Genomic DNA, 22,718 nt, shown 5'->3' on the forward strand with positions numbered 1-22,718 from the left:
TATCAAAGGGACGGTTTCGCGGGGTGCGGCGCAGGGTGCGGGCAGCACCTTACGCAGCTTTCTATACCGGGTGGGCCGTACTGGCCGCCCGCCTGTTGTCGGCCAGTCTGGCGGCCAGATGCAAGGCCGCGCACAGGCTGGACGGGTCGGCCTTGCCCTGCCCCGCGATATCGAAGGCCGTGCCATGATCGGGCGACGTGCGGATAATGGGCAGCCCCAGCGTGACATTCACCCCCTCATCCATTTCCAGCGTCTTGATCGGGATCAGCGCCTGGTCATGGTACATGCACAAGGCGGCGTCGTACCGGCTGCGGGCCTGGGGCGTGAACAGGGTATCGGCGGGCAGGGGGCCTGTTACGTCCAGCCCTTCGGCGCGCAGGATCTCGATGGCGGGGATAATGATATCCAGCTCCTCCCGCCCCATCAGCCCGCCTTCCCCCGCATGGGGGTTCAAACCCGCCACCGTCAGGCGGGGCGGGGCCAGCAGCCCGAAATCGCGCGCAAGCCCACGGGCCACGGTGCGCGCGGTGCGTACGATCAGCTCGGTATTAAGCTGGTCCAGCGCCTTGCGCAGGGCCACGTGTACCGTCACCGGCACCACCCGCAGGGACGGGCCCGCCAGCATCATCACATCCTGGCCCGGCACGCCGCACAGTTCCGCCAGGAAACTGGTATGGCCAGGATGGGTGAAATCCGCACTTTGCACCACATCCTTGCTGATGGGGTTGGTGACGACGGCACTGGCCTGCCCGCGCAATGCCAGGTCCACCCCCATGCGGATACTGTCCAGAATGGCCGGCCCGTTCCGCCGGTCCGGCTTGCCGGGAATGGCGGGGGCAACCAGTGGCAACGGCAGGACGGGCACCGCATGGCCGAACACCGCACCGGCCTGCGCCAGGTCGTGTATGGGCTGCACGGGGGCGTGGGCAGCCAGCAGGCCGGGGTCTCCGATCCAGGCAAAGGCCGGGCCCCCCTTATGCAGGGCATGCCAGCTCTTGCCCGTAATTTCGGGGCCGATGCCCGAAGGATCGCCCTGGGTCAGGACCAGCATGCCGCATCTCCACATCAGGTGCCCCATCTTCGGGGTAGGACGGGCAAGAAAACCTCAGAAAAAGGCTGGCGTAAAGGTGCCCGGGAACGGGTGCGCCAGATTGGGCCACGCCGGGCCGGACCATCTGCACCGCCCGGAGCGCAGGGCCTGACCGGTTTGCGGCTATGAAGCAGGCATGGCGGCGGCCCATCGCGTGCGGGATCATGCAGCGGGCTGCGGGTAAATTCTCTACAGGCCTGTTTTTTCATGCGTTCGGGGCGCAGGGTCGGTATGATGCAGCGGCGGCGATCCGCCTTGTTCTTTAAGACCGATAAGGCTACGAGTGTGGCATGATCAGGCTTGTTATTGTTGTTCCGTTCCTGCTGGCGCTTGTTGTTTTCAGCGCCAGTAATCAGGACCCGCTGGATATGTGGCTGCTGACCTATAGCTGGAAAAGCTCGGCCGGGGTTCTGGCGCTGCTGGTGGCGGCCCTGGCCTTCCTGCTTGGGGCGTTCTGCCTGTGGGTGGTGGAACTGCGCCAGCGCCGCCGCGCGCGCAAGGCGGAACAGCAGGTCCGGGAATTGCAGGCCCAGCTTGCCCAGGTCCAGGCCCAGTTGCAGGCACAACTGCAAGCGCAGATGCAGACCTTCGCACCACCGGGCCCCCAAGGGGCCGACGGGCAGCCTTTGTCTTCGGCACCCGTGATCACGCCAGGTGGAAGCGTGACCCATGACTGACGGCGTTCAGACTGATGGCGCACGCCGCACGGGGCTGATTGTCGCACTCGATACGCAAAGCCCCGCGCAGGCCCGGCAATGGGCGACGCAGGTTGGCGCGGCCGCAGGAATGCTCAAGCTGGGTATGGAATTCGCCTATGCCGCGGGCTTTGGTGCCGTGGCCGAGGTGGCGGCGGCGCGCCCGATCTTTCTTGACCTCAAGCTGCACGATATTCCCAACACAGTGGCCTCTGCCATCAAGGCGCTGTCCTATCTGCGGCCGCGCATGCTCACCCTGCATGCCAGCGGCGGCCAGGCGATGATGGAGGCTGCCCGCAAGGCCTGTGACGAGGCATTTCCCCAAGGCGCGCGACCCGTGCTGTTGGCGGTGACGGTGCTGACCAGCATGGATGACCAGGGCCTGGCGGCGATAGGTGTCGCTGACGGCACGGCGGCTCAGGTCGGGCGGCTGGGCAGGATCGCTGTGCGTTCGGGCATGGATGGGCTGGTCTGTTCCGCACAGGAACTGACCCTGCTGCGTGATGCGTTGGGGGAGACGCCGGTTCTCGTCACCCCCGGTATTCGCCCCGCCGGGGCCAGCAAGGGCGATCAGAAACGGGTCATGACCCCGGCACAGGCGCGTGCCGCCGGGGCGGACTGGATCGTGGTGGGCCGGCCCATTACCCAGGCGGCCGATCCGGGCGCTGCTGCTGCTGCCATTGCGGCTGAACTGGCTGGCTGAGCATGACCGCCGCGGCTGACCCGGTATCGGGCGTTAAAATCTGCGGCTTGACGGAACCCGCGGGGTTCGACGCCTGTGTGGAGCACGGGGCGGATTGGGTTGGCTTCGTGTTTTTCCAGCGCTCTCCCCGTTTCGTCACGCCAGCACAGGCGGGGCTGCTTTCTGCCCGCACAAAAGGGGGGCCGGGCCGCGTGGGGCTGTTTGTCCAGCCTGATGAGCAGGCCATAGCCGACACATTGCGCCATGTCGCACTCGATGTCCTTCAGGTCTATGGCGTGGACGACCAGCAGGCCCACGCCATTGCCCAGCGCTTTGGCCTGCCGGTATGGCTGTCCCGCCCGGTTGCCACGCGCGCCGATCTGCCCGTCACCACCCTGGCGCAACGCGTGCTGGTCGAACCCCGTCCCCCCGCTTCCGCCACGCGGCCGGGGGGTAATGCGCAGCAGCTCGACTGGGCGTTGCTGGCAGGCTGGCAGCCGGATTTCCGCTGGATGCTGGCAGGTGGGCTGACCCCGCAAAACGTGGCCACGGCCATAGGCCAGACAGGAGCCCCCGCGGTCGATACGTCATCCGGGGTGGAAAGTGCGCCCGGCATCAAGGACGGCTCTGCCATCGCAGCATTCATCCGCAATGCCCGGGCCGCGTTGCGCGGCTGAAAACCCCCGTGCGACCTGCACCAAAACGCAATGGTGCATGAAGGGTGCCGACAGGCAAAAAAGCACACGCGCATACGCTTTCCCTCTTGCCTGATCCGATAATCTTGCTATTACCTCTCTCGCGCTGGAGAGATGGCCGAGCGGCTTAAGGCGCACGCTTGGAAAGCGTGTGTACGTTAATAGCGTACCGAGGGTTCGAATCCCTCTCTCTCCGCCAGATATCATTCCCATGAATATCCAGAACTTCCCGCAGGCCTTGATTTCCTAAGGTTTTTGCGCTTTCTGTATTCCCACGTGTTCCCGTTTTATTCCGTATAAGCCCGGCAGTTTGTGGGTAACGCGTGGGTAAAATTTCCGGGCATGTGGGTAACGAAGCACATGCTGACAGATACCAAGATCAAGACTGCCAAGGCGCAGGAAAAGGCCTACAGGCTCGCAGATAGCGAAGGCCTGTTCATTCATGTGATGCCGACTGGCAAGAAGTTCTGGCGCATGCGCTACCGGGCGTCCAGCGGGAAAGAGCAGACCCTGACGTTTGGGCCGTATCCGGCTGTGTCCCTACGTGATGCGCGTGCCATGCGTGACAGTGCCAAGGACATGATGCGGCACGGGATCGATCCAAGTCAGGCGGGTAAGCTTTCACCAGTTCTGGCTGCGTCCAGGGAGGAAGACAGTTTCGAGACCGTGGCCCGGGAATGGTACGCCCTGCGACGCGATCTGTGGCGCCCGCGGCATGCTCATGACGTGATCCATAGTCTTGAGCGCGATGTGTTCCCGTTGATCGGCAAGTTGCCGCCTGCCCAGATCAATGCACGGGTGGTACTTCATGTGCTCAACCAGATCGAGGAACGCGGGGCTATCGAAACAGCGCACCGGGTCCGGCAGCGGATGAGTGACGTCTTTGTCCACGCCATTGCGACTGGACGCGCGGATAACGACCCTGCAACCGTTGTGAAGGCCGCTCTTCGGCCTGTCCAGCACGGCCGCCAGCCCGCGATTACGGATTTGGCGCAGGCCCGGGAGATGATAGCGAAGGTCGAAGGCAGCCCAGCCCACCCGGTGACGTTGCTGGCGCTGCGTCTGTTGTATCTGACGGCCGTCAGGCCGGGGGAAATTAGGGGGGCATTGTGGGAGGAGTTCCATGACCTGGACGGCCCCGAACCACTATGGATCATTCCGGCCGAACGCATGAAGATGGGCCGTGACCACATTGTGCCGTTGAGCCCCCAGGCAGTCGAGGTTGTGCAGGCCGTGCGCCCGTTTTCAGAACGCTGGGCGCATCTATTCCCAAATGCCAGGCGCCCGAGGGTTCCAATGTGCGAGAATGCTCTCGGCTACCTATTGAACCGGGCTGGCTATCATGGACGGCATGTGCCGCATGGCTTTCGGTCTACGTTCTCCAGCGTGATGAATGAGCGGCACCCGCAGGACCATGCGGTGATTGAGCTGATGCTCGCTCATGTTTCGAGAGACAAGGTGGCTGGGGCCTACAACCGGGCGCTGCATCTCTCTCGCAGGAGAGAGTTATCCCGAATCTGGATGGAACTGATTTTAGAGGGCCAAGTCGATACAAAAACCTTGGTCAGCGGAAGGCGCAAACCTATGGCTGGCTGATTAATCGTTCTCTTGCCGTGCCTGGATCGGCACGTTTGTGGGCAGTTCCGGAATGCTCACGCCCTGCCGCAACGGGTCCACGGCGTCTGCGGCTGCGACGGCTGCGACAATGGCCCGTCTGAATTCCTCTGCGGCATAGGAAGAAACATCCTTCCATTGCTCAAAGGTCTGCCCGTTTTCATGCTGGGTTGTGTGTTGCCACGCGGCTTTGAGAGCTGCCTCAATGCGTGGGTCAGTCATGGATTGCCTACTCCGTTATCTTCACCACTTCAGCCGTTGCTGCGCCGGTCCACTTCTTGGGTGGCGATTTTTCCCGCTCTGCCAATTCCAGGGCCTTCCCAACGGCGCCAAAAGTGTCAGAGGGGAAAATTCCTCTATCGCAGTGCGGGCAGGTTGGTACGGTTCCCCGCCTGCGCCATGCCGTCTCGATAGTTTGGGCGGCTTTGAGCCGCAGGGTCTTTGTTTCGCGTTTCCTTTGTAAGGCCTGCATCCTGCGCAGCTTTTCATATTCGCGTCGATATTGGGTTATGAGCATTCCAAGAGCCCAATATGCGGATACCTGCTTTTTACAATCGTCGCATGTGCAGGTGTGTCCGTTGTCATCCATGACAAGGCTTCGGTGCGGACAATCTTTGCCGATCGCAATGCCATCATACCCCGATTTCGTGCGCTCTATGCGGTAGTCGCCAATGTTGACGACGTTATGAGGCATTTCTTTCAGGTCATCCGAGTTGGCTTCATCCTCTGTCATTGTCGAACTCCCGCGCCGCGTCGATGGCTTTTGTCGCTGCCTGCTCTGCTTCTGCGCGCGTAGAATATTCGTGAATTTCTCCATCCTTATCTTGGAACGCAAAGAAGATACGAATATCAGCAGCCTCAGCAGTTTCTATGATTTCAAAAGGCTTTGTCTCGCAAAGCATGTCAGCCATATCGGCATGACCGCTTTCAGGGTCATCAACCATGTAAAACCATGTATGCCGCTTGGCGATCTCCGCCCGCACGCGCTGCTCTGCCCGACGCTCGGCTTCGAGGATGTATTTCCGGGCAAGTTTAATACATTCATCAATATCGGCGTACTGGTTAAACAGTGCGACCGATAAATGAGAAATCTGCTCCTCTCTCGTCCTCATGCCACTTTCCTTTCTGCCGGAACAAACTGTCTCCGCCGAACTCGGCCGGTATACCCGCACTCGCGGCATCCACTTCCGCGCTCTGGCACCGTGGTCATTTCTGGGTATTCATTGCATCCAGTGCAGTGTTGGGACCACGATATCATCTCGCACAGGTCGATTCCGTCCCGTTCTGTTTCGATAAAAGCCCATGCCTTACGCCGGTCCAGACGAAACCCTGCAAGTGCGTCTCCCTGTTTGAAGGTGAGAGGCGTATCGGTTCCATTCTTCCTTGCTATGACGCTGCCGGTCAAGGTGCGTCTCCTAGGTTCCGGATTTCTCGGGCAGCCTTGCGATACGCCCAAAGAACGTCATGCGCCTCTTCTCCGTAGACTTGATTTTCTTCCTCAATGAGACCGGAGATTGCCTTCGCGCACCGCCCCCTTTCCCCCGCCAGCATCTCGGTTATTTGCGTGGGGGTGAGGATGGGGCCAACATACACCCACCCGATAAGATCATATCCTTCAAGCGCATCTTCAGGGCCTTCATGATCGTATTCGACCCAGACTTGATGTTCTGATTTCCAGTAATAGACAAGATTTCCATCGCCTTCAGGATCAGTGCAGAGAACATGGCCGCCATCCCGCTCAGGGAACATCGGCACACCGGGCCGCTCGGGGTTGGGCCAGTTTGTGGGGGTTGTCATATCGAAGATTCCCTGTCTAGGCGCTCGATTTCAGCGATTATAAGTGCGGCAGCTTTAATGAGGTTTCTACGTGGCGTAGTGGGTTTCCACCACACCTTACCCCATGGCCAGCCAGAAGGAGACAGATTACCAGACGTCACCATCCGGCCATACGCACCCGGAGCAGACGCTAGCGCGTAGTAACCGGCAGCACGGGCTAGTTCGCCTTTCACATACTCGTCGTCCTCCGCGACGCTGAATCTTTCTCTGGTGGTTTGTCGCTTACGTTCTTCCAGAATTTCCTCAGCGACTGACTCGCCGACAGATTTAAGTCGCAGCGACATCACTTCTCTCCTGCGCGGGTGTTCCATGCGGTGATGCCCTGTTCTTTGGTTTCCGCATAAGGCCCTTCGCCCCAACATTGCCGGCAGGTTACCCAATCTGCATGCTCGTGGAGCACGACGTCATTGCTCCCACAAAACGGGTAGCTCTTCAGTTCCTCGCTCATGCTGCACTGCCTTCCAGGGCCGAGCTGATGTAATCCACCAGTGTTTCACCTGGGCCAGCCCAGACGGTGCAAACGATGCTGCTCTTGTTTTCGTCTGAAGTTATGGCTTCCCGCGCATGCGAAAGAGCCTCTCGTAAGCGTGCATTCTCAGCCTGCAAAGCGGCAATCGCGGCTTGGGCGTCGGAATGGCGGACGAGGGGGACTGTGCTTGTCTCGTCTGGCTTTGCGTTAATATCCGCAGTCCAGTTTGTCGGGCCCCCGTCCTCTAGCGGCAAGCCTACTGCGTCTGCATATCCAAACACCTCCAACTTCCCGCCCGTGACAGGGGTGCCGATGGGGCTCAGGCGCTCATTAAGGGTTCCTATGGGGGCGAGTAGCTTCCCGATCTGCTCATTACTCAACGGCAACCGCACGAACACGCCTGTGGGTTTCTGGTCGGTCATTGTGCTGCGTTCTCCGCGAGTTCGTTCCAGCCTTCATGTGCTAATGCCTCGGTATCTTCCAACGGGCCTTCTTCGCCGCAGACCTGGCAGAAGCATTCGAAACCGTGGTACCCGAAGAACTCGCTTGGCCTGGTGCCAATGGTTTGGCTTGCGCAGGTCGGGCAGTTTTTTAATTCGCTGCTCATGCTGCGGCCTCTGCGTGCTTATCCACCCAGTTGCGGACGTCGCTTTCGCGCCACCGCACGCAGCGCGTGGTGAAGCGGATGGGGGAGGGGAATGTGCCTTCCTGCATCCAGCGGTAGATGGTCGTGCATTTGATGTTGACCATCTGCTCGACCTCTTTGCGGGTCATCATCCGATCAGTGTTTGTCATGACCCTGCTCCCAGGTATCGGGTTTCACGGATCTGGCTTTTTTTATCGGCCTGGACGCCAGCATGCAGGCGGGTCTTTTGGCCGTCTCTGATGCCGTCCCGCCAGGCGTCACTGGAATCGCTGGCACTCAGGCCGGATCCGCGTTGCTCCATGGTGCCTAGGCGGGGGAATTTCTGGCTCGTGAAAAGCGTCGTCAGGCGCTTTTCCTTTTCAGAAAGCTTTTCCTCAACAATGTTTTTGCTGACGCCATGCACCCAGCCTTCGCAGTAGGTGTCCGCCTTGGCCGCACGCCGCCCAGGGTTTCGTTCCTGCAATATGGCGGTAAAGATGTATTCGGCACGCCTGGTCTTGAGCAGACGGGCCAGAACGCTCCAACTGTACGCGGAAATCTGCGCCTTGGAGTTTGGCCCCAGCCACAGCACTGTTGCATCGGAGAAAATGGCTTTGCATCCGAAAGCCTTTTCAACGACATTGGCAAGCATTCCGCCGTAAATTGGCAGCTTGTGCCCAGGCTTTATGAGAATGATCAAGCTTTCGACCGTGGTGTAGTCTGCCAGGTCGAGGTCATCTTCCGTGATGGCGAGTTCACGCATCATTTCCTGGGCTTTTGCCAGGGCGGCCGCGGCCTCGTGCTCGTTTGCGCTACGGCTGAGTGCGAGTAGCCTTTTCAGCCGCTCCATCATTTTTTTCTTTTGATCTTCGGTCATTTTTACATACCCAAAGCACGTCGGTAGACATCGAGCAGGGTTTCCTGCTCCTCTACCTCTGATGGATCCTGTTTGCGGATACGGATAAGCTGGCGGATGATTTTCACATCGAACCCGGCTGACTTCGCTTCCGAGAAAATGTCCTTGATGTCGCTGGACAGGTTTTTGCGTTCTTCTTCCAGCCGCTCCACACGCTCGACAATGCTGCGCAGGCGGTCTGCGGATATTCCGGCAACAGAGCGATCAGGATCGTTCTGGCCGTCGAATTCATCCTCGGTCATGGTTCACGTTCCTTACGGCTCTTTTGCGAATGCTCTGACGCTTCGAAAAACCATGTCAGGGGCACATCCAAAGCGCTGGCGAGCTTGGGCAGGACAGAGGCCTTTACGGCGTTCCGCCCACTTTCGTATTTCTGAATCTGCTGATAGGTGACCCCCAGGGCTTCCCCCAGTTTCCCCATGCTCCACCCCAGCTCGCGGCGTCGCCTGCGGATGCGCTGACCGATTGCCTGATCCACGTTCTGGCGGCCGCTGGTTGGTGCCGTGGGCTGTTGACCCAAAGTGCCCAGCAGCTGCTCGATGTCGATCTGGGTTGCCGGGCTGGCCATGGTCAGTGCCGCGTCTGTGCGCATGGCACGCCCCCAGCCGAACCTTGTGGGGAGGACGGCGTTTCCAGCCCGGCACCCAAAAGCAGGGCCTGCGCAAACGCACCGACATACTGCGTTACCGTATGCGGCGGTGCTTCCTTGAGGGCTGTCATTGCTATGCAGGCGCCAGCGGTCAGGTTGTGTTCCAACTGGCCATGCACCAGCCCGAACGTGTCCATCTGCCACCCGCCGGGCGGCAGTATGCCCACCCCCGACACGACCGAAAACGCGGCATCGTCATCCGCTGCCATGATTTCGGCCTGCACCTGCCGGTACTGTTCGTCCAGCGCCGTCAGGGCATCGCTTTTACCGGTCATGACGTGCATGTCGCTTCCCCCAGAATGAACCGGCGCAGGGTGCTGCGGCGTGCTGCATGCTGGGCGCACAGGCGGTTGTTGGTAATGGCCTGTTCCTGCGCCATGGCGTCGCCCATCTGGCGCACGTGGTGCAGCATGGCTATGGCCACACGGTCACTTGGCGCGTGGGCATGGATCATCTGTTCCAGCACGGCGCGGCTGGTTTCAAACTGCTGGTTCATCGGGCGTGTTCCTGCAGCCGGTCCGCCCGCCGCACATATTCGTGCGCCTCGTTCCGGGTGTGGTTGGCCAGGCGCTGCCATGTGGCCGCGCCATCGGGGTTGTTGCTGGCAGCGCATGCCTTGCGCCACTGTTCCATTTGGTCAGCATTGGCGAACAGGGTGTCCGCCATGGCCCGGAACAGGTCGATCTTGCGGCGGTTTGCAGCATTATGCTGGCGGCCTGCCAGATGGGCGGGGCACAGGGTCAGCGGCGCAAATGATTTCGAGACTCGGGCAGCTTCACGCCTTGCGGAAGCTTGCTCGCTGGTTTCGCCCTTTCTGGGGCGTCCTCTGACAGCGGATATCTCCGGCATTGGTGGCGGATTGGGCCGGGGTGGCGCGGGTGCGCAGGCCATGGGGTTTCTCCATCACGGGTTGTGATGGATGTATATGTGCATAAATGCAAACGTGCACGCAAGGAGAAATTTGCAAAAACGCAAATATCACGCAAAAAAAAGATATTAGCTCTGATTAATTTGTTTAGATGTAACAAAATTTCCTATGATAAAATAATCGAATAAGATTTTAAAATATGGAGACTATAATGCTAAAAAAAATTGTGATTTGTTGCGCATTTTTTATTTCAACTACAGCTTCGGCTCAATCATATAGCGACAAAGAAAAGGAAAATGCTCAGGCTTTATTGTCTGATATAGAGCATACATATTCTTATATGCAGGAAAAACATATTGATGAAATGGCAAACTTGTTCGCATGCACAAGAGTAAATGCCCAACGTTTGAACGTTGTCGGCGATATTACTGCTGCCGGAACGTTGAATAAACTTTGTGCCGAGCAAAGGCATTCTTATGTGAGTGCCTGCCAAGCAAGTAGCACATTAAAAACAGATAGAATATTGAAGATGTGCGACGGCGCAGCAGGGCTTGTCATGGCATCTGGTTTATTGCCAGACCAAGAAAAATAAATATCCTTCTAAATGCGTTTTCGGTTTCTTCTGTCTACGAAAGTAATGGGAGAAACCCATTCTATTTCTCTACTGAAAATAGGAGCAGCATTATAGCTTGATAGTATAAATTCCCCTGAGTTTCTTCCCTGTTGAATTTGCTTTACATATGCTTCGCCGGTTCGAAGGTAAGCAACGCATTCCATAAATAGGCAATCTTCGGGTCTCATGCGTTTTTCAGAATCAAAAAAAACGATATCGCCGTCCCAATAGGCAGGAAACATGCTGTCGCCCTTCACAATGAGAGCTGTTGTCCCGTCTTCAGCCCAAATTGGCGCATCTGCGCTGTCGATGACACATCCATCATCAGGCGGTATCACTCTTTCACCTGCTCCGACATAACCAAATACCGGGACGAATTTTGATGGTATTTTCCCGTTTTCTGCAAGCGGGTTCGGGATTCCGGCAAAATCTGATATTTTGAGGATGGTCCTGGCACTTAAAGTGGTGGTGGCCGTGCCATTGAGAAGACGCGTAAGCGTTGACGGTGCGACTTTAGATTGTCGCGCCAAGTTGGTCGCGTCCAAGCCAGTCTTTTCCATCGCAGTTTTGATAAATTCTACCGTCTTCTTCTGAGTATCATCCATAGATTGCATTTTTGCACGCAACGGAAAATATGTCCGTTTGCGATTGCGCACTTGATCTGTTTGCGTAAATGCAATTATGGTCTGTCCATGCATGACCTGATGACCCCAAGGCAGATTGAAGAGATGGCAAGGCGGAACGGCCTGTCGATGCAACAGGTGTGTCAGACAGCTGGCATAGCTTTCTCGACATTTACGCGCTGGAGGCAACAGAAAACGGAGCCTCGAATCGGTATATATAGCCGCCTTGTCAGTGCTGCATCTGCGCCTAAAAGCATGGACCCGTTGGTATCATGACAATCTCTCATGACCCCCACCATGCCGCCGGTCCTGCGGCGTGTCAGCCGGATGTGGTTCGGGCGGTGATGGTTGGATGCGCTACGGCGTTGACGATCGGGCTGGCCAATCTGTGGATGCGCGAACGGGAGTACGAGTTAGAAGTTTCGCGGATTGCCTTGTCTTACGCAGTCGCTATCAATGAGTGTGTTGAGAAGGATAATCGGGAAGATAGTGGCGAAAATTTTGAGAATCTTCGCACCCTGACAAAGATAGTGGGCCGTAGCCTGCGCCAAAATCCGCGACGCAGGCTGTGGCTTTCAGCCTGCTATTTTCGCAGAACGTTTTCTGATTACTTCAGGCGATGCCTTGGGGATTTTTTTCTTTGTCGGCACGCGTGCGCCATCCACGGCCTGGGCAATCTCGGAGATAAGATCAAGCGCCTGCTCCTTGGTGTCGGCACCGGCGCAGAACGCGTTGTAGAGCCGCGCAATCAATCCTTCGCGCGTGATCTGATCTTCAAGTTTTTGAAGAGACATACAGGTTCATCCTTTGTGAGTCGTGACAGATCAACAATGGATGAAGCAGGCGGCAGTGGCAACGCTGCCGCCTGCACGGACACCATGCAGGGGGGCAGCCTATGACGGTCTCTCATCGCCCCTACCATGTCGCCGGGCCGACGGCATGTCAGCCGGATGTGGTTCGGGTGTTCTCAGGCATTCTCACGGGGAATTACGTCTGCAAGGAAAAACCGGGACATGTCGTCGATGCCGGCTTCGTGGTCGGCAATCCATACCTGTTGGATTCGCTCGGCCTTGAAGCGCTGGCGTTCGGTCTTTCCTTCCATCATCCCGTCGACAAACAGCAGCGTCCAGTTGCGGTGGTCACCATTGCTTTCTTCAGAATATCCTATGACCTCCGGCTTGACGGTGACCCGTTTGAAGGTGGGGGCACGGAACTGGTACTCGAGTATGACGGGCGGCAGATCAACAGTGTGCAGGATCGCTGTCTTTCGCTCGAACGCGACTGTCTGCGGGGCGGAGAGCAGGACGGACATGAGGTCGGACACGCCTTCTCCCGTATTGGCTATGGCGCATTCCAGTATTCGGTCGGCGCGGAAGTTACGCTTTGCCTTCCGCAACTCGCAAAATGCCTCCAGGTTATAAGGCACGACTTCCCCGTCTGGCGTTGCCGCCGTGGAAAAAGCCATTACGTCGATAATGCGGGAAGTCACGTCTTCTTTGGCATCCGCATAAGCTATGACCAGGCGGCAGAACATCTCGGACCTGCCGCCGGCTGCCAATGTCAGCGCATCGCCGTATGCGCCGGCGGTGTAGCGGCCCAGCCGCATGCCATTGCCGTAGTCAATCCGCTGGGGCCGCGGGGCAACAGCCTGTTTTCTGCTGCCCGCCACGGTGACTTTGACGTCGTGGTCTTTCTCAAAAAGGGCGGAAAATACGGCGTAGAGGATCATCCCTACCCACGAAATGGCCGCCACGCCGATCAGGACGATAATGGCGACGACGATCGTATAAAGCATTCTCAAATTCTCACGATGGTTAGGTCTAGCAACCCCATCGTGAGGGCCACGGGCCGGTCTGGCAACACTCCGGCCCGTGTTGCATCCATGCAGGGAGCACGCCCATGATATCCCCCTTTTCGGCGGCCTTTGTGCCTGCCCTTAAAACTGCGACCAAGCGGGCTGTGGCCCATGTGGGCGGTATAGATGCTGCGGCCGTTGTCAGCCGGGTCGGGCGCACGCAGTTTTCCGACTATTCCAACCGCCAGCGTGATGCGGTGATTCCGCTGGACGTGGCGCTGGATCTGGACCATTGCGCGGAACACCCGTTCATTCTGCACGCCATGGCGCATGCGCTGGGTTTTCTGATGCTGCCTCTGCATGTCGGCCCGGGCGATTTCGGGCAGGACATGAGCGAATATGCCCAGGCATCGGGCGATATCCTGGCTACCGCCGTGCGGATTCTGGAAGACGGCGTGGTCGACCTGGATGAGGCGAACGAGATCGCCCCCAAGCTGACACGCGCCAAGCAGCTGCTTGAGCGTGCGTTGGCCCATGTGCATTCCGTGCAGGTCCAGAACAGGCCGCGCGTTGTTACCGGCCGGGACGCCGCCAATGGCTGACGATCTTATGACATTGGAACAGGTGTTTTCAGAACTGAATACACAGGTTGCAAAGGCGGGCGGCAACAATGCTTTTGCCCGCCGACACGGTCGGAACAAGTCCACCATATCGAACTGGGCGAACTGCAATAGGGAGGTCAGTGACGCCTGTCTGGATGCCCTAGGGCTGGAACGGGTTGAAATGTTCCGCCGTAAGCAGCCAACCGCAACAGGAGGTGCCCGGAATGGCTAGTGGTGTGCTGCGCCCGAGTGTTGCTGAATTCGACCACACTGCGGTGACCCCGTTTAAGATGCTGCGCTCCATGCCCGCGGAAATGCGGGGGGTTGTGGTCAACCTGCGCGATGCGCTGAAGGAACTGCGGGGTACGGTTTTTCGTGCGGGGCAGATGGTCCTGACGGATGAACAGGTTGCCGTGCAGGCGTGGCTGCGGGCCGATATTCTGGCCAGTACGCTGCCCGCCATCATCCAGGCAGGCTTCATGGCGCGGGATGATGAGGGGGCACTGTTCAGCCCACAGCTTTATGCCGCGCAACTGCGGCGTGAGGAGCGGCAGGAACGCGCCGCCGCAGCCCAGGCCTACTGGGAGAGCGTTCAGGACGGTGCAGCGCTGCCCCCAGGTATGACGCGCAAGCAGCATACCGCGCAGGCCAATGGCGGCCGTGGCGGCCGACCGCGCAAGGGCGAAACGGCAGAGCAGGCCTATGAACGCCGCCTGCGCGAACAGGCAGCCGGGCAAAGCCAGCGGGAAATGCGTTTGCTGGGCACGATTGCGGGTGGCCGCGCAGAAAACCGAAACCGAAACGAGAAAACCAATCCGGTTTCGGTTTCTGTCAATTCCGGGTTTTCCGGTTCCGCAGAAGAAGAGAGAGAATATATTAACCTAAACCAAAATACCTATCTTGGTTCTTCCTCTTCTTCTGCCCAAACCGGAAACCCGGAAAGTGGAAAACCCGAACCTGACCAAGCGCTGGTCAACAGCGTAGCCCGTGCCGTTCTGGATGCGGCCGGTATGGGGCAGGAACAGGCCATCCATGCGCTTCAGGCAGTTCCGCATTGGCTGAGTGCCGGAGCGGACGAGGCGCTGATTGTCTCGGCCATTGGCAGCCACATGCAGAAAATGGCCGCCAACGGTCAGAAACCCCGGCATTTTGGTGTTTTCAAGGCCCCGGTTGCACGCGCTATAGCAGCGGCCCGCGCTACGCAGGCTGTTGCGTCCGCAGGATCGGCACCGCCAGTTGCCGTGGCAATGACGGAAACCGAAAAACTCGCTCATGATGCCTGGACCCGCGCCGCGCCGATATTCGCGCGGATGATGGGCGAAAAGGGCTGCCTGAGCACAGTGCAACGGGAATGGCCTGCCGTGGCGGTAGAGCACGGGTTACCCCCATGCGCTCCCCGCCGGGACGCTTACCTGGAGTTTTATCAAACCCACGCTGAAACCGGAGAGGCTGCATGAAGGCCAGCGGTTTCGTCCGGCAGGCTGACGACTGGTATGTCGAGCCCGCTTGGTGCGTGGATGCACTTGTCCGAGCAGAAAGACCCTTCGTGGGGTCGGTACTGGACCCATGTTGCGGCGGCGGCAATATCGTCGGCAGGTTGGAAGCCGCAGGAGTTGCCGCGATCGGCAGTGATCTGCGAGATCGGACTGAGGGTTCTTTTCCTGTTATCGGGTTTGATGACGCATTGCCGTTATTCAGGCCTGCCAGTGTGGTGAGCAACCCGCCGTACGGGCGGGCACAAGACATGATCGACCGATCGTTGGAATGCACGCAGGACAGAGTTTGCGTGCTGTTACGCTTGGCTTTTCTGGAAGGGCAGAAACGTCGTGATTGGTTTGAGAATGTTCCGTTGGCACGTGTGTGGGTTTGCAGCCGCCGTGTTTCCATGCCGCCCGGCGGGACAGAGGTGAAACCTTCTGGTGGCGCAATAGCCTATGCTTGGTTCGTGTTTGAGCACGGCTGGCGCGGGCAGCCTGTTGTTGGCTTTTTGGCAGATGGGGAAACCACATAAATGGGCTTCGCGCTTCTGCTCAGAAACCTGAGATTGAAGGCGCAGGGCAGACCAAACGCTATCGACGCGATGGCGGCCCTGAAACATGAGCTGATGAAGGAAAGAAAACGGCGGGCAGAGGCGGAATTGGAAGCCAGCACCCTGCGCCGCCGTTTGTCACGTCTTGAGAAACCCCGTGACCCACAGGGACGGTACACGACAACACGCGGGGCAGCAACATGCGAGACATTCAGCCAACAGCCGAACGGCTGGCCAAAGGCGACGTAACGGAAACCCTGATTGAGGATCCGTGCAGCAGGATCTCGGTCAAGCGGTCCCGTTCATCCGGCGCACTCTATGCCTTGCGGCGGGCAGGCACCCTTACCGATGCCCATGTGACCGCCGCCGAACATTGGGCGCGGGATTACGAAACAGGCATTCTGGGCGGCAGAGACCCCGAGGCTTCGCGCCAGTGTGGATGCGCCGATGCTGAATATGCTCTCCTTTCTCGGATAGGAGCGGCTGACCGCTGTCGGTATGTTAAAAATCGCGTGGGTTCTGCCGGCGAAAAGCTGTTGATCTGCCTTATGATTGACGGCTTGAGCATAAGCATCATGTCGAACGATTCAGGAAAACCACGTGCTCGTCTGACTGGCTCAATCGAACTGTTGTTAGAGCAGCTTTCAGAAATTTATACGAATTTACCGCCTGGTCTTTTGTCTGACTGGTCTTCTATTCCAGCAGCAAAGAGCTTGCGATCATAGGGACAACTTCATTCTCTGCGGGCCAAATTGCCATTTGGCTTGACCTGTTACAGAAAAGTCTCCTAAGAAGGTAAAATCTTCGAAGTCGTGTGCCCAAATCGGGCCACGGCTTTTTTTGTATCCATCCACACAAATGGAATCGGCATGGGCGAAGGGCAGGAGTTCTGCCGTGGGTCCATCGCGCTTCACGGGCAAAAACCTGTTCTTATTCTGGTTGCAGGCCAGGCGGACTGTTTGGTGGTCCGGCTGATCCACTCACGTTTTCCCCGGCATCGGTCCGATGTCGATCTGGAAGAACAGCTTCCTCTTTTACGCAACACCATTGCGCGGGCTGCACATTGTGCCCGCGTGGCGCGTGACACCCTGCGGCCCATGGCTGGCGGGGCGTTTCGTGTTGCAGAGGATGCTGTCGCACGTGTCGAGGCCTCGGCCCGGCGCGAGGGAGAGAGCCAGGCGATGGAACAGTTGCCTGCGGGCGTGGTGCGCTCCACCTGGCGTGGCCCCAGATGGGGCAGCAACGGGCGGAAAGTCGGCGGTGTTCCGTCCGAATAATCCGCGACGATAACCCGGAGTTATCACGCAGGCATGTAGGGCGCGGGCGCAAGATAACCCGCACGCACCCCCGGAAACCCGCAAGATAAGTGCAGTTATCACGCGGATTTCGACCGGCCAAAATGAGCATGTAATGTAGGAAATTCAAATGGTTAGCGGAGATCGTGCAAGATCGCCCGCGCCAGAGGCCAAAAAGGCCGCGCCTGTTACGGCTGATGATCTGCTGTTGCGGACGTGGCTGCACAATCGCAGCGAGAACACCCGCCGCGCCTACGAACGCGATGTGCGTGACCTGCTGGCGTATGTTGGCAGACCGCTGGTCGAGATCGGTCTGGCAGACCTGCAGGGATGGTTCGACAGCATGGCGGGCGCGTCTGACGCCACGCGGCGGCGCAAGCTTTCCGCTGCAAAGTCGCTGCTCGCCTACGCGGCGGGGACCGGCGCTCTCACACAGAATGCCGGCGCGGCCTTTCGCCTGGAGCGCGGGCGCGACACGCTGAATGAGCGCATTCTCTCTCGCGAGCAGGTTCTTGCCATGATCGAGGGCGAGGGCGAGCCGCGCCGGAAAGCGCTGCTGGACGTGCTCTACCGCATGGGGCTGCGCATTTCAGAGGCCTGCGCGCTCCGCTGGCGGGACGTTACGCGTCGCCAGCAGGGCGGCGTTGCCTCCGTGTTCGGCAAGGGCAACAAGACGCGGGCCGTCCAGGTGCCCGCCAAACTGTTCAAGCAGCTCGTGGCGCTGCGGGTTGAAAACGGGCCGGACGCGCCCGTGGTCCCCGGCCACGATGGCCGCCCGCTTTCGCATGATGCGGCCCATCGCATCGTCAAGCGGGCGGCGCGGCGTGCCGGATTGTCAGGGGCGGTTTCCGCGCACTGGCTCCGGCACGCCCATGCATCGCACGCGCTGGACAACAACGCGCCAGTGCATGTGGTCCAGGCCACGCTTGGGCATGCATCGCTTGCAACCACGACACGATACAGCCACGTCCGCGAAGGCGATGGCTCCGCCAACTATCTGGACTGACGCCGCCATGACGAACGAAGCCAATCCCGTGCCGGAAGGCTACATGAAGGATGCAAAGGGGCGCCTGGTTCCGATTGAATCCGTCAAGCCGGAACACCTGCTGGAAGACGAGGTGGTGCGTCGCCTGCATGAGAGCGGCCGGCAGCTTTCGGAGGCGCTGTCGGCGTTCAAACGGGAAGGGTTTGGCGAGGTCTCTGCACTGCAGGCAATCCTGCACGAAAAACATGGCGCCACCGTCGGCGGCGAAAAAGGCAACGTGACGCTGAGCACATACGACGGCTGCCTGCGGGCGACCGTCGCCATGGGCGACAGTATTTCGTTCGGCCCGGAACTGCAGGTCGCCAAAAATCTGCTGGATATCCTTTTCGAGCGGTGGACCGAAGGCGCCAACGCCAATCTGCGCGTGGTGGTCATGGACGCGTTCGACGTGGGCAAGGAGGGCAAGCTCCAGGCGAGCAAGATCCTCGCGTTGCGGCGTCTGAACGTGCCCGACCCTGAATGGAAACGCGCCATGGACGCGATCGCGGACAGCATCCGGATCGACAGCACGAAATCCTATCTGCGGCTGCACACCCGGAACACACCTGACCAGCAGTGGCAGATGGTGCCGCTTGATCTCGCCAAAGCATGAGGCGGTGGCTCACCGACGTGCTTTCGGGTCGTCGCGACAACTTTAGGCTCAGGCAGGAGTTGGGGCACCAAAAGAGGCTTCTGGCGCATTCCAAAATCGAAATTCGGAAATATCAACTTCTTCTGCGCGGGGTTGAAAAGTATCTGGAGAAGACCGCATGCAGCAGCGAGACAATTCACCCCCCGGGCGTTGGCTGAAGCTTAAACAACGGTCGCGCGGCAGCAACTTGCCATCTGATTATGATGTGTGGTGCAGAGCAGCCCGCCACTATAGCAGGCTGAGCCAGAATGATCGTCGGCCGGGCATTCGTATCTGGGCAACAGGACGGGCTGCTGAATGTTCGGCCAAGGCAAATGCTGTTCTGAATGGCTGATTTCAGTATCAAGATCGACAGTAAAGCCGTCCAGAAGCAGCTTTCTGACATGTCGCGCCAGATACCGTTCGCGCTGGCGACTGCAGTTAACGACCTGGCATTCAGGGTGATGCGGGCAGAAAATGAGGAGATGGTTGATCTTTTCGCAAGCCCCAGACCATTCACCCAGAAAGCAACACAGGTAGAGAAGCGGGCCAGCAAAACAGACCTGCTTGCGGTCGTATCGTTGCGGCCTGCCCAAGAGCGTTACCTGCTGCCCTATGAGACGGGCGGAGAACACGCTGTCATTGGTAATGGCGGCAAGCTGTTGGTTCCTGTCGATGGTCCCGTTGATCGGTATGGTCAGATACCAAAGGGAATGCTGGCCAAGCTGCTGGCGCGGCCTGACGTCTTCGCGGGAACGGTCAAGGGGATTGCTGGTATCTGGCAGCGCTCTGCGAAGGGTGGTCGTCGCGATGGAAGCCGCGGGACAAAGGGCGCCCTGAATAAGCTGGGTAGCAAGAGAACCAGTCTGAAGCTTTTGTATGTCTGGAAGCCGAACACCGACGTCACCAAACGTCTCGGCTTTGTCGAGCGAGCCAGGCAGGTGGTCGCCACCGAGGGGCCTGACGCAATAGCAGCAGCCGTCCAGCGCGCCATCCGAACGGCCCGGTGACCGATGGCGGCAGGGCAGGGGGGGGTGTTTTGGGTCCTTCCTGGCCGATTTTAAACGCGGGTATTGCGCGAGCCCGTTTGATCCCTAGCTATGGCGAAATTTTCGGGTTGCAGTTGCAGGTGATGTATTGACGACGATCAGCCAGAGCGAAGCGGCCCGTCGCGCAGGCCTCAGCCGGGCTGCAATCCAGAAAAACATAGCAACAGGCAAGATCAAGGCGGACAACGGGAAAGTCGACCTTGCGTCGTTTGATGAATGGCTGGCACTCCGCCAGGAGATGCAACCAGACCTGCAACCGGTGGCACCCCAGGTTGCAACTGGTGGCAGGGCAGTTGCGGATGCCGGAGATCACGGGCCGTCCAATAGGGATGAGCAAATCCCGCTCGAAGCAATGTCCCGCGCCGAAGCAGCCCGGCTGCGCGAGGTTTACAAAGCACAGACCGCCCGCCTCGAATACGATCAGAAGGCCAGCAGGGTTGTCGAAGTCGAGCTGATTGCCCGCGCCGTGGGCGATGAATACGCCCGGGTGCGCGCCAGCCTGCTGGCTATTCCTGCCGAACATGCCCCGACATTGGCCCGTTGCAAGGGGGCTGCTGAACTGCGTGAACGTCTGGAGACGTTGATTGCGCACGCGTTGGAAAAGCTCACACTGGATGGAGAAGACGCCGCAAGCCGCTTACAGGGCCGGGTATGAATTCTTCGTCATAAGGCTGGATCAGGCGCGCAGGGAGAACCTGAAGCCGCCTCCCAAACTGACCTTGAGCCAATGGGCCGCGCTCTATGCGGTGCTCTCGAAAGAGACCAGTGCGCAGACCGGCCGGTTCGAAGCTTATGCCTACCAGCCCGGCATCATGGACGCGGTCACGGATCCGACGGTCGAGAAAGTCTCGGTCATGAAGTCGGCACGTGTCGGCTACACCAAGATCATCGATCACGCGATCGGCTATTATCTGGAGCGAGATCCGTCGCCAGTCCTGGTGGTGCAGCCACGCGAGACCGACGCCGAGGACTACAGCAAGGACGAAATCGCGCCCATGCTGCGCGACACCCCCGTCCTTGCCGCCATCGCGCCCGATGCCAAGGCCAAGAGTGGCGAGAACACGCTGCTCAGCAAGACCATGCGCAACGGGGCGTCACTCAAGCTGGTCGGGGCCAACAGCCCCGGCGGCTTCCGTCGCATCACGGTGCGCGTGGTGATTTTCGACGAGGTGGACGGCTACCCTGTCGGGGGCGCAGGCGCGGAAGGTGACCAGATATCGCTCGGGACCAAGCGTTCCGAGACCTTCTGGAACCGTAAGGTCATCGCCGGGTCTACGCCCACAGTGGCGGGCCTGAGCCGCATCGAAAAGCTGTTCGAGGAGGGCGATTGTCGGCGGTTCCACGTGCCATGCCCGCAGTGCGGGGAAAAGCAGGTTCTGGAATGGGGGGAACGGGAATCTCCCTACGGGATAAAGTGGGACAAGGATGAAAACGGCAAACCGCTGCCTGAGACCGCCTATTACGTCTGCCGCCATAATGGCTGCATCATTACCGAGACGGACAAGCCGGACATGGTGGCGGCGGGCGAGTGGATCGCTTCCAAGCCGTTCAAGGGGCACGCCTCATTCCATATCTGGTCGGGCTATTCCCTCTCGCCCAACACGACATGGGCCAAACTGGTTGAGGAATGGCTGGAGGTCCACAAGGATCCTCTGCGGCGCCAGACCTTCATCAACACCACGCTGGGTCTGCCGTTCGAGGACAAGGGTGACGGCGCCCTCAATGAGCTGTCCCTTGCTGCCCGGGTCGAGAACTGGGAGGGCGAAGTCCCTGCCGGCGTCGTCATCCTGACTGCAGGCGCGGACACGCAGGATGACCGGATAGAAATCGAGATCGTCGGATGGGGCCGGAATGAGGAACGCTGGTCGATCGCGTATCTGGTCATCGAGGGCGATCCGGAAATGCCACAGACCTGGGACCGGGTGGATGCGGCCCTGCAGCGCACGTGGTACCGGGCCGATGGGCGGCCGTTCACCCTTATGGCCGCGTGTATCGATTCCGGCGGTCATCACACCCAGCAGGTGTATGAGTTCTGCCGGTCCCGCCTGGGGCGGCGCATCTGGGCAATCAAGGGTGAATCGGCTCGGGGTGGCGCGCGCTCCCCGGTCTGGCCCAACAAGCGGCCCAGTGCCCGCAACAAGGCGTCGTTCCGGCCTGTCATTATTGGCGTGAACGCAGCCAAGGATGTGATCCGTGCCCGGCTGCACCTCAAACAGCCCGAAGCGGGCGAGGCCGCCCCCGGCTACATGCACTTCCCGTCTGATCGGGATGTCAACTATTTCGCCCAGCTGCTGGCCGAACGGTCGGTCAGGCAGAGCATACGGGGTAGCATCGTCCGGGTTTGGGAGGTGCTGCCCGGACGCCGGAACGAAGCGCTTGACCTCGCGGTCTACAGCTATGCGGCTCTGTGCGGGCTGATTTACCGGGGGTTGTCGCTCAACCGCAGGGCAGACGCGATGGAAAAGGAAGTCGCGTCCTACCCGCCACCGCCGCCTCCCGAAACGTCGGGGGATGGTCTTTCCAACCCGTCAGATGAGACCGACGAGGTCGAAGCGGAGCGCAAGCGCGCTGCGCGCCTGACACGGCGTATGGCCCGACTGGCCTGATCGGACGTTTCAATGCGTAACGGATACCCTGGCTTTGGCCTGCCGCAGGCCCGCTTCAACCCTGCCAGCAGCCTGCTTGCCGGGTTGAGCACCGACCAGCTTCAGGCAGCCTTGACCAGCTGTCAGCTGGCGCTGATCGGCCTGCAGTCCGGCCAGAGTGTTGCCTCTGTCACCTATGCCCAGGGCGATGGCAGCAAAACAGTCACATACCGGCAGGCCAACGTGGCAGATCTTTCAGCCATGATCCGTACGCTCCAGCGCCAGCTTGGCGTGCCGGGCACGCGGCGCCGTGCGCTCCGGCCGGTGTTCTAA

Annotated in this window: 35 protein-coding genes and 1 tRNA gene; 18 read left to right on the forward strand and 18 right to left on the reverse strand. The window is 59.4% G+C overall.

The features are described 5' to 3' along the window. Positions 1-61: 61 nt before the first annotated feature. Positions 62-1,051, reverse strand: coding sequence for a 4-hydroxythreonine-4-phosphate dehydrogenase PdxA (pdxA, locus tag J2D77_RS08930; protein WP_207845908.1), 990 nt, complete (start codon positions 1,049-1,051; stop codon positions 62-64). Between the two features lie 329 nt (positions 1,052-1,380). On the opposite strand from pdxA, the gene J2D77_RS08935 reads away from it, so the two are divergent. From J2D77_RS08935 to J2D77_RS08955, 5 genes are all read left to right on the forward strand, one after another. Beyond that, entirely contained in the window at positions 1,381-1,767 is a 387-nt protein-coding gene (locus tag J2D77_RS08935) for a lipopolysaccharide assembly protein LapA domain-containing protein (protein WP_207845909.1), read from the forward strand. After that, positions 1,760-2,488 (forward strand): orotidine-5'-phosphate decarboxylase, encoded by a 729-nt coding sequence (pyrF, locus tag J2D77_RS08940; RefSeq protein ID WP_207845910.1) that lies wholly within the window; start codon positions 1,760-1,762, stop codon positions 2,486-2,488. The genes J2D77_RS08935 and pyrF overlap by 8 nt, the downstream gene beginning before the upstream one ends. 2 nt (positions 2,489-2,490) lie before the next feature. Continuing rightward, entirely contained in the window at positions 2,491-3,144 is a 654-nt protein-coding gene (locus J2D77_RS08945; RefSeq protein WP_207845911.1) for a phosphoribosylanthranilate isomerase, read from the forward strand. 126 nt (positions 3,145-3,270) lie between these two features. Next, a tRNA-Ser gene (locus tag J2D77_RS08950) sits at positions 3,271-3,361 on the forward strand. A 161-nt stretch (positions 3,362-3,522) separates the two neighbouring features. Further along, positions 3,523-4,758 carry a tyrosine-type recombinase/integrase gene (locus tag J2D77_RS08955; protein ID WP_207845912.1) on the forward strand — a complete coding sequence of 412 codons (1,236 nt, stop codon included), beginning with the start codon at positions 3,523-3,525 and terminating at the stop codon, positions 4,756-4,758. On the opposite strand, the gene J2D77_RS08960 is transcribed toward J2D77_RS08955, so the two are convergent. The 14 genes from J2D77_RS08960 to J2D77_RS09025 form a co-directional block, all read right to left on the reverse strand. Further along, a complete protein-coding gene (locus J2D77_RS08960; RefSeq protein ID WP_207845913.1) occupies positions 4,759-4,998 on the reverse strand; it encodes a hypothetical protein in 240 nt (79 codons plus the stop codon). It abuts the gene before it with no gap. A gap of 7 nt (positions 4,999-5,005) precedes the next feature. Beyond that, complete coding sequence (locus J2D77_RS08965; protein WP_207845914.1) at positions 5,006-5,509, reverse strand: hypothetical protein; 504 nt, start codon at positions 5,507-5,509, stop codon at positions 5,006-5,008. Then, positions 5,496-5,888 carry a hypothetical protein gene (locus tag J2D77_RS08970; protein ID WP_207845915.1) on the reverse strand — a complete coding sequence of 131 codons (393 nt, stop codon included), beginning with the start codon at positions 5,886-5,888 and terminating at the stop codon, positions 5,496-5,498. Before J2D77_RS08970 ends, J2D77_RS08965 begins: the two co-directional genes overlap by 14 nt. A gap of 289 nt (positions 5,889-6,177) precedes the next feature. Further along, the gene (locus J2D77_RS08975; protein WP_207845916.1) at positions 6,178-6,573 is read right to left on the reverse strand and encodes a hypothetical protein; all 396 of its coding nucleotides are present in this window, start codon (positions 6,571-6,573) and stop codon (positions 6,178-6,180) included. Between the two features lie 322 nt (positions 6,574-6,895). Further along, a complete protein-coding gene (locus tag J2D77_RS08980) occupies positions 6,896-7,060 on the reverse strand; it encodes a Lar family restriction alleviation protein (RefSeq protein ID WP_207845917.1) in 165 nt (54 codons plus the stop codon). Continuing rightward, positions 7,057-7,503 carry a hypothetical protein gene (locus J2D77_RS08985; protein WP_207845918.1) on the reverse strand — a complete coding sequence of 149 codons (447 nt, stop codon included), beginning with the start codon at positions 7,501-7,503 and terminating at the stop codon, positions 7,057-7,059. Before J2D77_RS08985 ends, J2D77_RS08980 begins: the two co-directional genes overlap by 4 nt. Then, a complete protein-coding gene (locus tag J2D77_RS08990) occupies positions 7,500-7,688 on the reverse strand; it encodes a hypothetical protein (protein WP_207845919.1) in 189 nt (62 codons plus the stop codon). The genes J2D77_RS08985 and J2D77_RS08990 overlap by 4 nt, the downstream gene beginning before the upstream one ends. Beyond that, positions 7,685-7,876, reverse strand: a complete 192-nt coding sequence (locus tag J2D77_RS08995; protein WP_207845920.1) for a helix-turn-helix transcriptional regulator — start codon at positions 7,874-7,876, stop codon at positions 7,685-7,687. Before J2D77_RS08995 ends, J2D77_RS08990 begins: the two co-directional genes overlap by 4 nt. After that, positions 7,873-8,583: a DUF7168 domain-containing protein gene (locus J2D77_RS09000; protein ID WP_207845921.1), complete on the reverse strand. Its 711-nt coding sequence runs from the start codon at positions 8,581-8,583 to the stop codon at positions 7,873-7,875. The genes J2D77_RS08995 and J2D77_RS09000 overlap by 4 nt, the downstream gene beginning before the upstream one ends. Positions 8,584-8,585: 2 nt before the next feature. Further along, on the reverse strand, positions 8,586-8,864 hold the full coding sequence (locus J2D77_RS09005; RefSeq protein ID WP_207845922.1) for a DUF2312 domain-containing protein: 279 nt from the start codon (positions 8,862-8,864) through the stop codon (positions 8,586-8,588). Continuing rightward, a complete protein-coding gene (locus J2D77_RS09010; RefSeq protein WP_207845923.1) occupies positions 8,861-9,214 on the reverse strand; it encodes a helix-turn-helix domain-containing protein in 354 nt (117 codons plus the stop codon). The genes J2D77_RS09005 and J2D77_RS09010 overlap by 4 nt, the downstream gene beginning before the upstream one ends. Then, on the reverse strand, positions 9,193-9,555 hold the full coding sequence (locus J2D77_RS09015; protein ID WP_207845924.1) for a hypothetical protein: 363 nt from the start codon (positions 9,553-9,555) through the stop codon (positions 9,193-9,195). The genes J2D77_RS09010 and J2D77_RS09015 overlap by 22 nt, the downstream gene beginning before the upstream one ends. Further along, positions 9,543-9,767: a hypothetical protein gene (locus J2D77_RS09020; protein ID WP_207845925.1), complete on the reverse strand. Its 225-nt coding sequence runs from the start codon at positions 9,765-9,767 to the stop codon at positions 9,543-9,545. Before J2D77_RS09020 ends, J2D77_RS09015 begins: the two co-directional genes overlap by 13 nt. Further along, the gene (locus tag J2D77_RS09025; protein WP_207845926.1) at positions 9,764-10,162 is read right to left on the reverse strand and encodes a hypothetical protein; all 399 of its coding nucleotides are present in this window, start codon (positions 10,160-10,162) and stop codon (positions 9,764-9,766) included. The genes J2D77_RS09020 and J2D77_RS09025 overlap by 4 nt, the downstream gene beginning before the upstream one ends. A gap of 188 nt (positions 10,163-10,350) precedes the next feature. Here J2D77_RS09025 and J2D77_RS09030 point away from each other — a divergent pair, with 188 nt between their 5' ends. Then, a complete protein-coding gene (locus J2D77_RS09030; RefSeq protein WP_207845927.1) occupies positions 10,351-10,731 on the forward strand; it encodes a hypothetical protein in 381 nt (126 codons plus the stop codon). 8 nt (positions 10,732-10,739) lie between these two features. Here J2D77_RS09030 and J2D77_RS09035 read toward each other — a convergent pair whose 3' ends face one another. The 3 genes from J2D77_RS09035 to J2D77_RS09045 form a co-directional block, all read right to left on the reverse strand. After that, positions 10,740-11,450 (reverse strand): LexA family transcriptional regulator, encoded by a 711-nt coding sequence (locus tag J2D77_RS09035; protein WP_207845928.1) that lies wholly within the window; start codon positions 11,448-11,450, stop codon positions 10,740-10,742. 500 nt (positions 11,451-11,950) lie between these two features. After that, positions 11,951-12,169: a hypothetical protein gene (locus J2D77_RS09040; protein WP_207845999.1), complete on the reverse strand. Its 219-nt coding sequence runs from the start codon at positions 12,167-12,169 to the stop codon at positions 11,951-11,953. Between the two features lie 173 nt (positions 12,170-12,342). Beyond that, on the reverse strand, positions 12,343-13,170 hold the full coding sequence (locus J2D77_RS09045) for a hypothetical protein (protein ID WP_207845929.1): 828 nt from the start codon (positions 13,168-13,170) through the stop codon (positions 12,343-12,345). 104 nt (positions 13,171-13,274) lie between these two features. Between J2D77_RS09045 and J2D77_RS09050 the strand changes: the two genes are divergently transcribed. The 12 genes from J2D77_RS09050 to gpW all read left to right on the forward strand — a co-directional run bounded on the left by J2D77_RS09050 (position 13,275) and on the right by gpW (position 22,718). Continuing rightward, positions 13,275-13,772, forward strand: a complete 498-nt coding sequence (locus J2D77_RS09050) for a phage regulatory CII family protein (protein WP_230975671.1) — start codon at positions 13,275-13,277, stop codon at positions 13,770-13,772. Further along, positions 13,765-14,004, forward strand: coding sequence for a hypothetical protein (locus tag J2D77_RS09055; RefSeq protein ID WP_207845930.1), 240 nt, complete (start codon positions 13,765-13,767; stop codon positions 14,002-14,004). The genes J2D77_RS09050 and J2D77_RS09055 overlap by 8 nt, the downstream gene beginning before the upstream one ends. Further along, positions 13,997-15,229, forward strand: coding sequence for a hypothetical protein (locus J2D77_RS09060; protein WP_207845931.1), 1,233 nt, complete (start codon positions 13,997-13,999; stop codon positions 15,227-15,229). Before J2D77_RS09055 ends, J2D77_RS09060 begins: the two co-directional genes overlap by 8 nt. Next, positions 15,226-15,783: a TRM11 family methyltransferase gene (locus tag J2D77_RS09065; RefSeq protein WP_207845932.1), complete on the forward strand. Its 558-nt coding sequence runs from the start codon at positions 15,226-15,228 to the stop codon at positions 15,781-15,783. The genes J2D77_RS09060 and J2D77_RS09065 overlap by 4 nt, the downstream gene beginning before the upstream one ends. A 218-nt stretch (positions 15,784-16,001) precedes the next feature. Beyond that, positions 16,002-16,526 (forward strand): hypothetical protein, encoded by a 525-nt coding sequence (locus J2D77_RS09070; RefSeq protein ID WP_230975672.1) that lies wholly within the window; start codon positions 16,002-16,004, stop codon positions 16,524-16,526. A 144-nt stretch (positions 16,527-16,670) separates the two neighbouring features. Continuing rightward, positions 16,671-17,078 (forward strand): hypothetical protein, encoded by a 408-nt coding sequence (locus J2D77_RS09075; RefSeq protein WP_207845933.1) that lies wholly within the window; start codon positions 16,671-16,673, stop codon positions 17,076-17,078. Between the two features lie 148 nt (positions 17,079-17,226). Then, positions 17,227-18,102 (forward strand): tyrosine-type recombinase/integrase, encoded by an 876-nt coding sequence (locus tag J2D77_RS09080; RefSeq protein WP_207845934.1) that lies wholly within the window; start codon positions 17,227-17,229, stop codon positions 18,100-18,102. A gap of 7 nt (positions 18,103-18,109) precedes the next feature. Then, positions 18,110-18,733 (forward strand): DUF3164 family protein, encoded by a 624-nt coding sequence (locus J2D77_RS09085; protein ID WP_207845935.1) that lies wholly within the window; start codon positions 18,110-18,112, stop codon positions 18,731-18,733. A gap of 365 nt (positions 18,734-19,098) precedes the next feature. Further along, positions 19,099-19,761: a hypothetical protein gene (locus tag J2D77_RS09090; RefSeq protein ID WP_207845936.1), complete on the forward strand. Its 663-nt coding sequence runs from the start codon at positions 19,099-19,101 to the stop codon at positions 19,759-19,761. Positions 19,762-19,888: 127 nt separating this feature from the next. Beyond that, a complete protein-coding gene (locus tag J2D77_RS09095; RefSeq protein WP_207845937.1) occupies positions 19,889-20,455 on the forward strand; it encodes a hypothetical protein in 567 nt (188 codons plus the stop codon). After that, the gene (locus tag J2D77_RS09100) at positions 20,415-22,406 is read left to right on the forward strand and encodes a phage terminase large subunit family protein (protein WP_207845938.1); all 1,992 of its coding nucleotides are present in this window, start codon (positions 20,415-20,417) and stop codon (positions 22,404-22,406) included. Before J2D77_RS09095 ends, J2D77_RS09100 begins: the two co-directional genes overlap by 41 nt. 12 nt (positions 22,407-22,418) lie before the next feature. Next, a complete protein-coding gene (gene gpW / locus J2D77_RS09105) occupies positions 22,419-22,718 on the forward strand; it encodes a gpW family head-tail joining protein (RefSeq protein WP_207845939.1) in 300 nt (99 codons plus the stop codon).

The organism is Acetobacter garciniae (genome assembly GCF_017377735.1).
GTDB lineage: Bacteria > Pseudomonadota > Alphaproteobacteria > Acetobacterales > Acetobacteraceae > Acetobacter > Acetobacter garciniae.

Excerpts from the sequence above, each read along its gene's own strand:
- pdxA (WP_207845908.1), bottom strand. The coding sequence starts at position 1,051 with ATGCTGGTCCTGACCCAGGGCGATCCTTCGGGCATCGGCCCCGAAATT.
- J2D77_RS08935 (WP_207845909.1), top strand. The coding sequence starts at position 1,381 with ATGATCAGGCTTGTTATTGTTGTTCCGTTCCTGCTGGCGCTTGTTGTT.
- pyrF (WP_207845910.1), top strand. The coding sequence starts at position 1,760 with ATGACTGACGGCGTTCAGACTGATGGCGCACGCCGCACGGGGCTGATT.
- J2D77_RS08945 (WP_207845911.1), top strand. The coding sequence starts at position 2,491 with ATGACCGCCGCGGCTGACCCGGTATCGGGCGTTAAAATCTGCGGCTTG.
- J2D77_RS08955 (WP_207845912.1), top strand. The coding sequence starts at position 3,523 with ATGCTGACAGATACCAAGATCAAGACTGCCAAGGCGCAGGAAAAGGCC.
- J2D77_RS08960 (WP_207845913.1), bottom strand. The coding sequence starts at position 4,998 with ATGACTGACCCACGCATTGAGGCAGCTCTCAAAGCCGCGTGGCAACAC.
- J2D77_RS08965 (WP_207845914.1), bottom strand. The coding sequence starts at position 5,509 with ATGACAGAGGATGAAGCCAACTCGGATGACCTGAAAGAAATGCCTCAT.
- J2D77_RS08970 (WP_207845915.1), bottom strand. The coding sequence starts at position 5,888 with ATGAGGACGAGAGAGGAGCAGATTTCTCATTTATCGGTCGCACTGTTT.
- J2D77_RS08975 (WP_207845916.1), bottom strand. The coding sequence starts at position 6,573 with ATGACAACCCCCACAAACTGGCCCAACCCCGAGCGGCCCGGTGTGCCG.
- J2D77_RS08980 (WP_207845917.1), bottom strand. The coding sequence starts at position 7,060 with ATGAGCGAGGAACTGAAGAGCTACCCGTTTTGTGGGAGCAATGACGTC.
- J2D77_RS08985 (WP_207845918.1), bottom strand. The coding sequence starts at position 7,503 with ATGACCGACCAGAAACCCACAGGCGTGTTCGTGCGGTTGCCGTTGAGT.
- J2D77_RS08990 (WP_207845919.1), bottom strand. The coding sequence starts at position 7,688 with ATGAGCAGCGAATTAAAAAACTGCCCGACCTGCGCAAGCCAAACCATT.
- J2D77_RS08995 (WP_207845920.1), bottom strand. The coding sequence starts at position 7,876 with ATGACAAACACTGATCGGATGATGACCCGCAAAGAGGTCGAGCAGATG.
- J2D77_RS09000 (WP_207845921.1), bottom strand. The coding sequence starts at position 8,583 with ATGACCGAAGATCAAAAGAAAAAAATGATGGAGCGGCTGAAAAGGCTA.
- J2D77_RS09005 (WP_207845922.1), bottom strand. The coding sequence starts at position 8,864 with ATGACCGAGGATGAATTCGACGGCCAGAACGATCCTGATCGCTCTGTT.
- J2D77_RS09010 (WP_207845923.1), bottom strand. The coding sequence starts at position 9,214 with ATGCGCACAGACGCGGCACTGACCATGGCCAGCCCGGCAACCCAGATC.
- J2D77_RS09015 (WP_207845924.1), bottom strand. The coding sequence starts at position 9,555 with ATGCACGTCATGACCGGTAAAAGCGATGCCCTGACGGCGCTGGACGAA.
- J2D77_RS09020 (WP_207845925.1), bottom strand. The coding sequence starts at position 9,767 with ATGAACCAGCAGTTTGAAACCAGCCGCGCCGTGCTGGAACAGATGATC.
- J2D77_RS09025 (WP_207845926.1), bottom strand. The coding sequence starts at position 10,162 with ATGGCCTGCGCACCCGCGCCACCCCGGCCCAATCCGCCACCAATGCCG.
- J2D77_RS09030 (WP_207845927.1), top strand. The coding sequence starts at position 10,351 with ATGCTAAAAAAAATTGTGATTTGTTGCGCATTTTTTATTTCAACTACA.
- J2D77_RS09035 (WP_207845928.1), bottom strand. The coding sequence starts at position 11,450 with ATGCATGGACAGACCATAATTGCATTTACGCAAACAGATCAAGTGCGC.
- J2D77_RS09040 (WP_207845999.1), bottom strand. The coding sequence starts at position 12,169 with ATGTCTCTTCAAAAACTTGAAGATCAGATCACGCGCGAAGGATTGATT.
- J2D77_RS09045 (WP_207845929.1), bottom strand. The coding sequence starts at position 13,170 with ATGCTTTATACGATCGTCGTCGCCATTATCGTCCTGATCGGCGTGGCG.
- J2D77_RS09050 (WP_230975671.1), top strand. The coding sequence starts at position 13,275 with ATGATATCCCCCTTTTCGGCGGCCTTTGTGCCTGCCCTTAAAACTGCG.
- J2D77_RS09055 (WP_207845930.1), top strand. The coding sequence starts at position 13,765 with ATGGCTGACGATCTTATGACATTGGAACAGGTGTTTTCAGAACTGAAT.
- J2D77_RS09060 (WP_207845931.1), top strand. The coding sequence starts at position 13,997 with ATGGCTAGTGGTGTGCTGCGCCCGAGTGTTGCTGAATTCGACCACACT.
- J2D77_RS09065 (WP_207845932.1), top strand. The coding sequence starts at position 15,226 with ATGAAGGCCAGCGGTTTCGTCCGGCAGGCTGACGACTGGTATGTCGAG.
- J2D77_RS09070 (WP_230975672.1), top strand. The coding sequence starts at position 16,002 with ATGCGAGACATTCAGCCAACAGCCGAACGGCTGGCCAAAGGCGACGTA.
- J2D77_RS09075 (WP_207845933.1), top strand. The coding sequence starts at position 16,671 with ATGGGCGAAGGGCAGGAGTTCTGCCGTGGGTCCATCGCGCTTCACGGG.
- J2D77_RS09080 (WP_207845934.1), top strand. The coding sequence starts at position 17,227 with ATGGTTAGCGGAGATCGTGCAAGATCGCCCGCGCCAGAGGCCAAAAAG.
- J2D77_RS09085 (WP_207845935.1), top strand. The coding sequence starts at position 18,110 with ATGACGAACGAAGCCAATCCCGTGCCGGAAGGCTACATGAAGGATGCA.
- J2D77_RS09090 (WP_207845936.1), top strand. The coding sequence starts at position 19,099 with ATGGCTGATTTCAGTATCAAGATCGACAGTAAAGCCGTCCAGAAGCAG.
- J2D77_RS09100 (WP_207845938.1), top strand. The coding sequence starts at position 20,415 with ATGGAGAAGACGCCGCAAGCCGCTTACAGGGCCGGGTATGAATTCTTC.
- gpW (WP_207845939.1), top strand. The coding sequence starts at position 22,419 with ATGCGTAACGGATACCCTGGCTTTGGCCTGCCGCAGGCCCGCTTCAAC.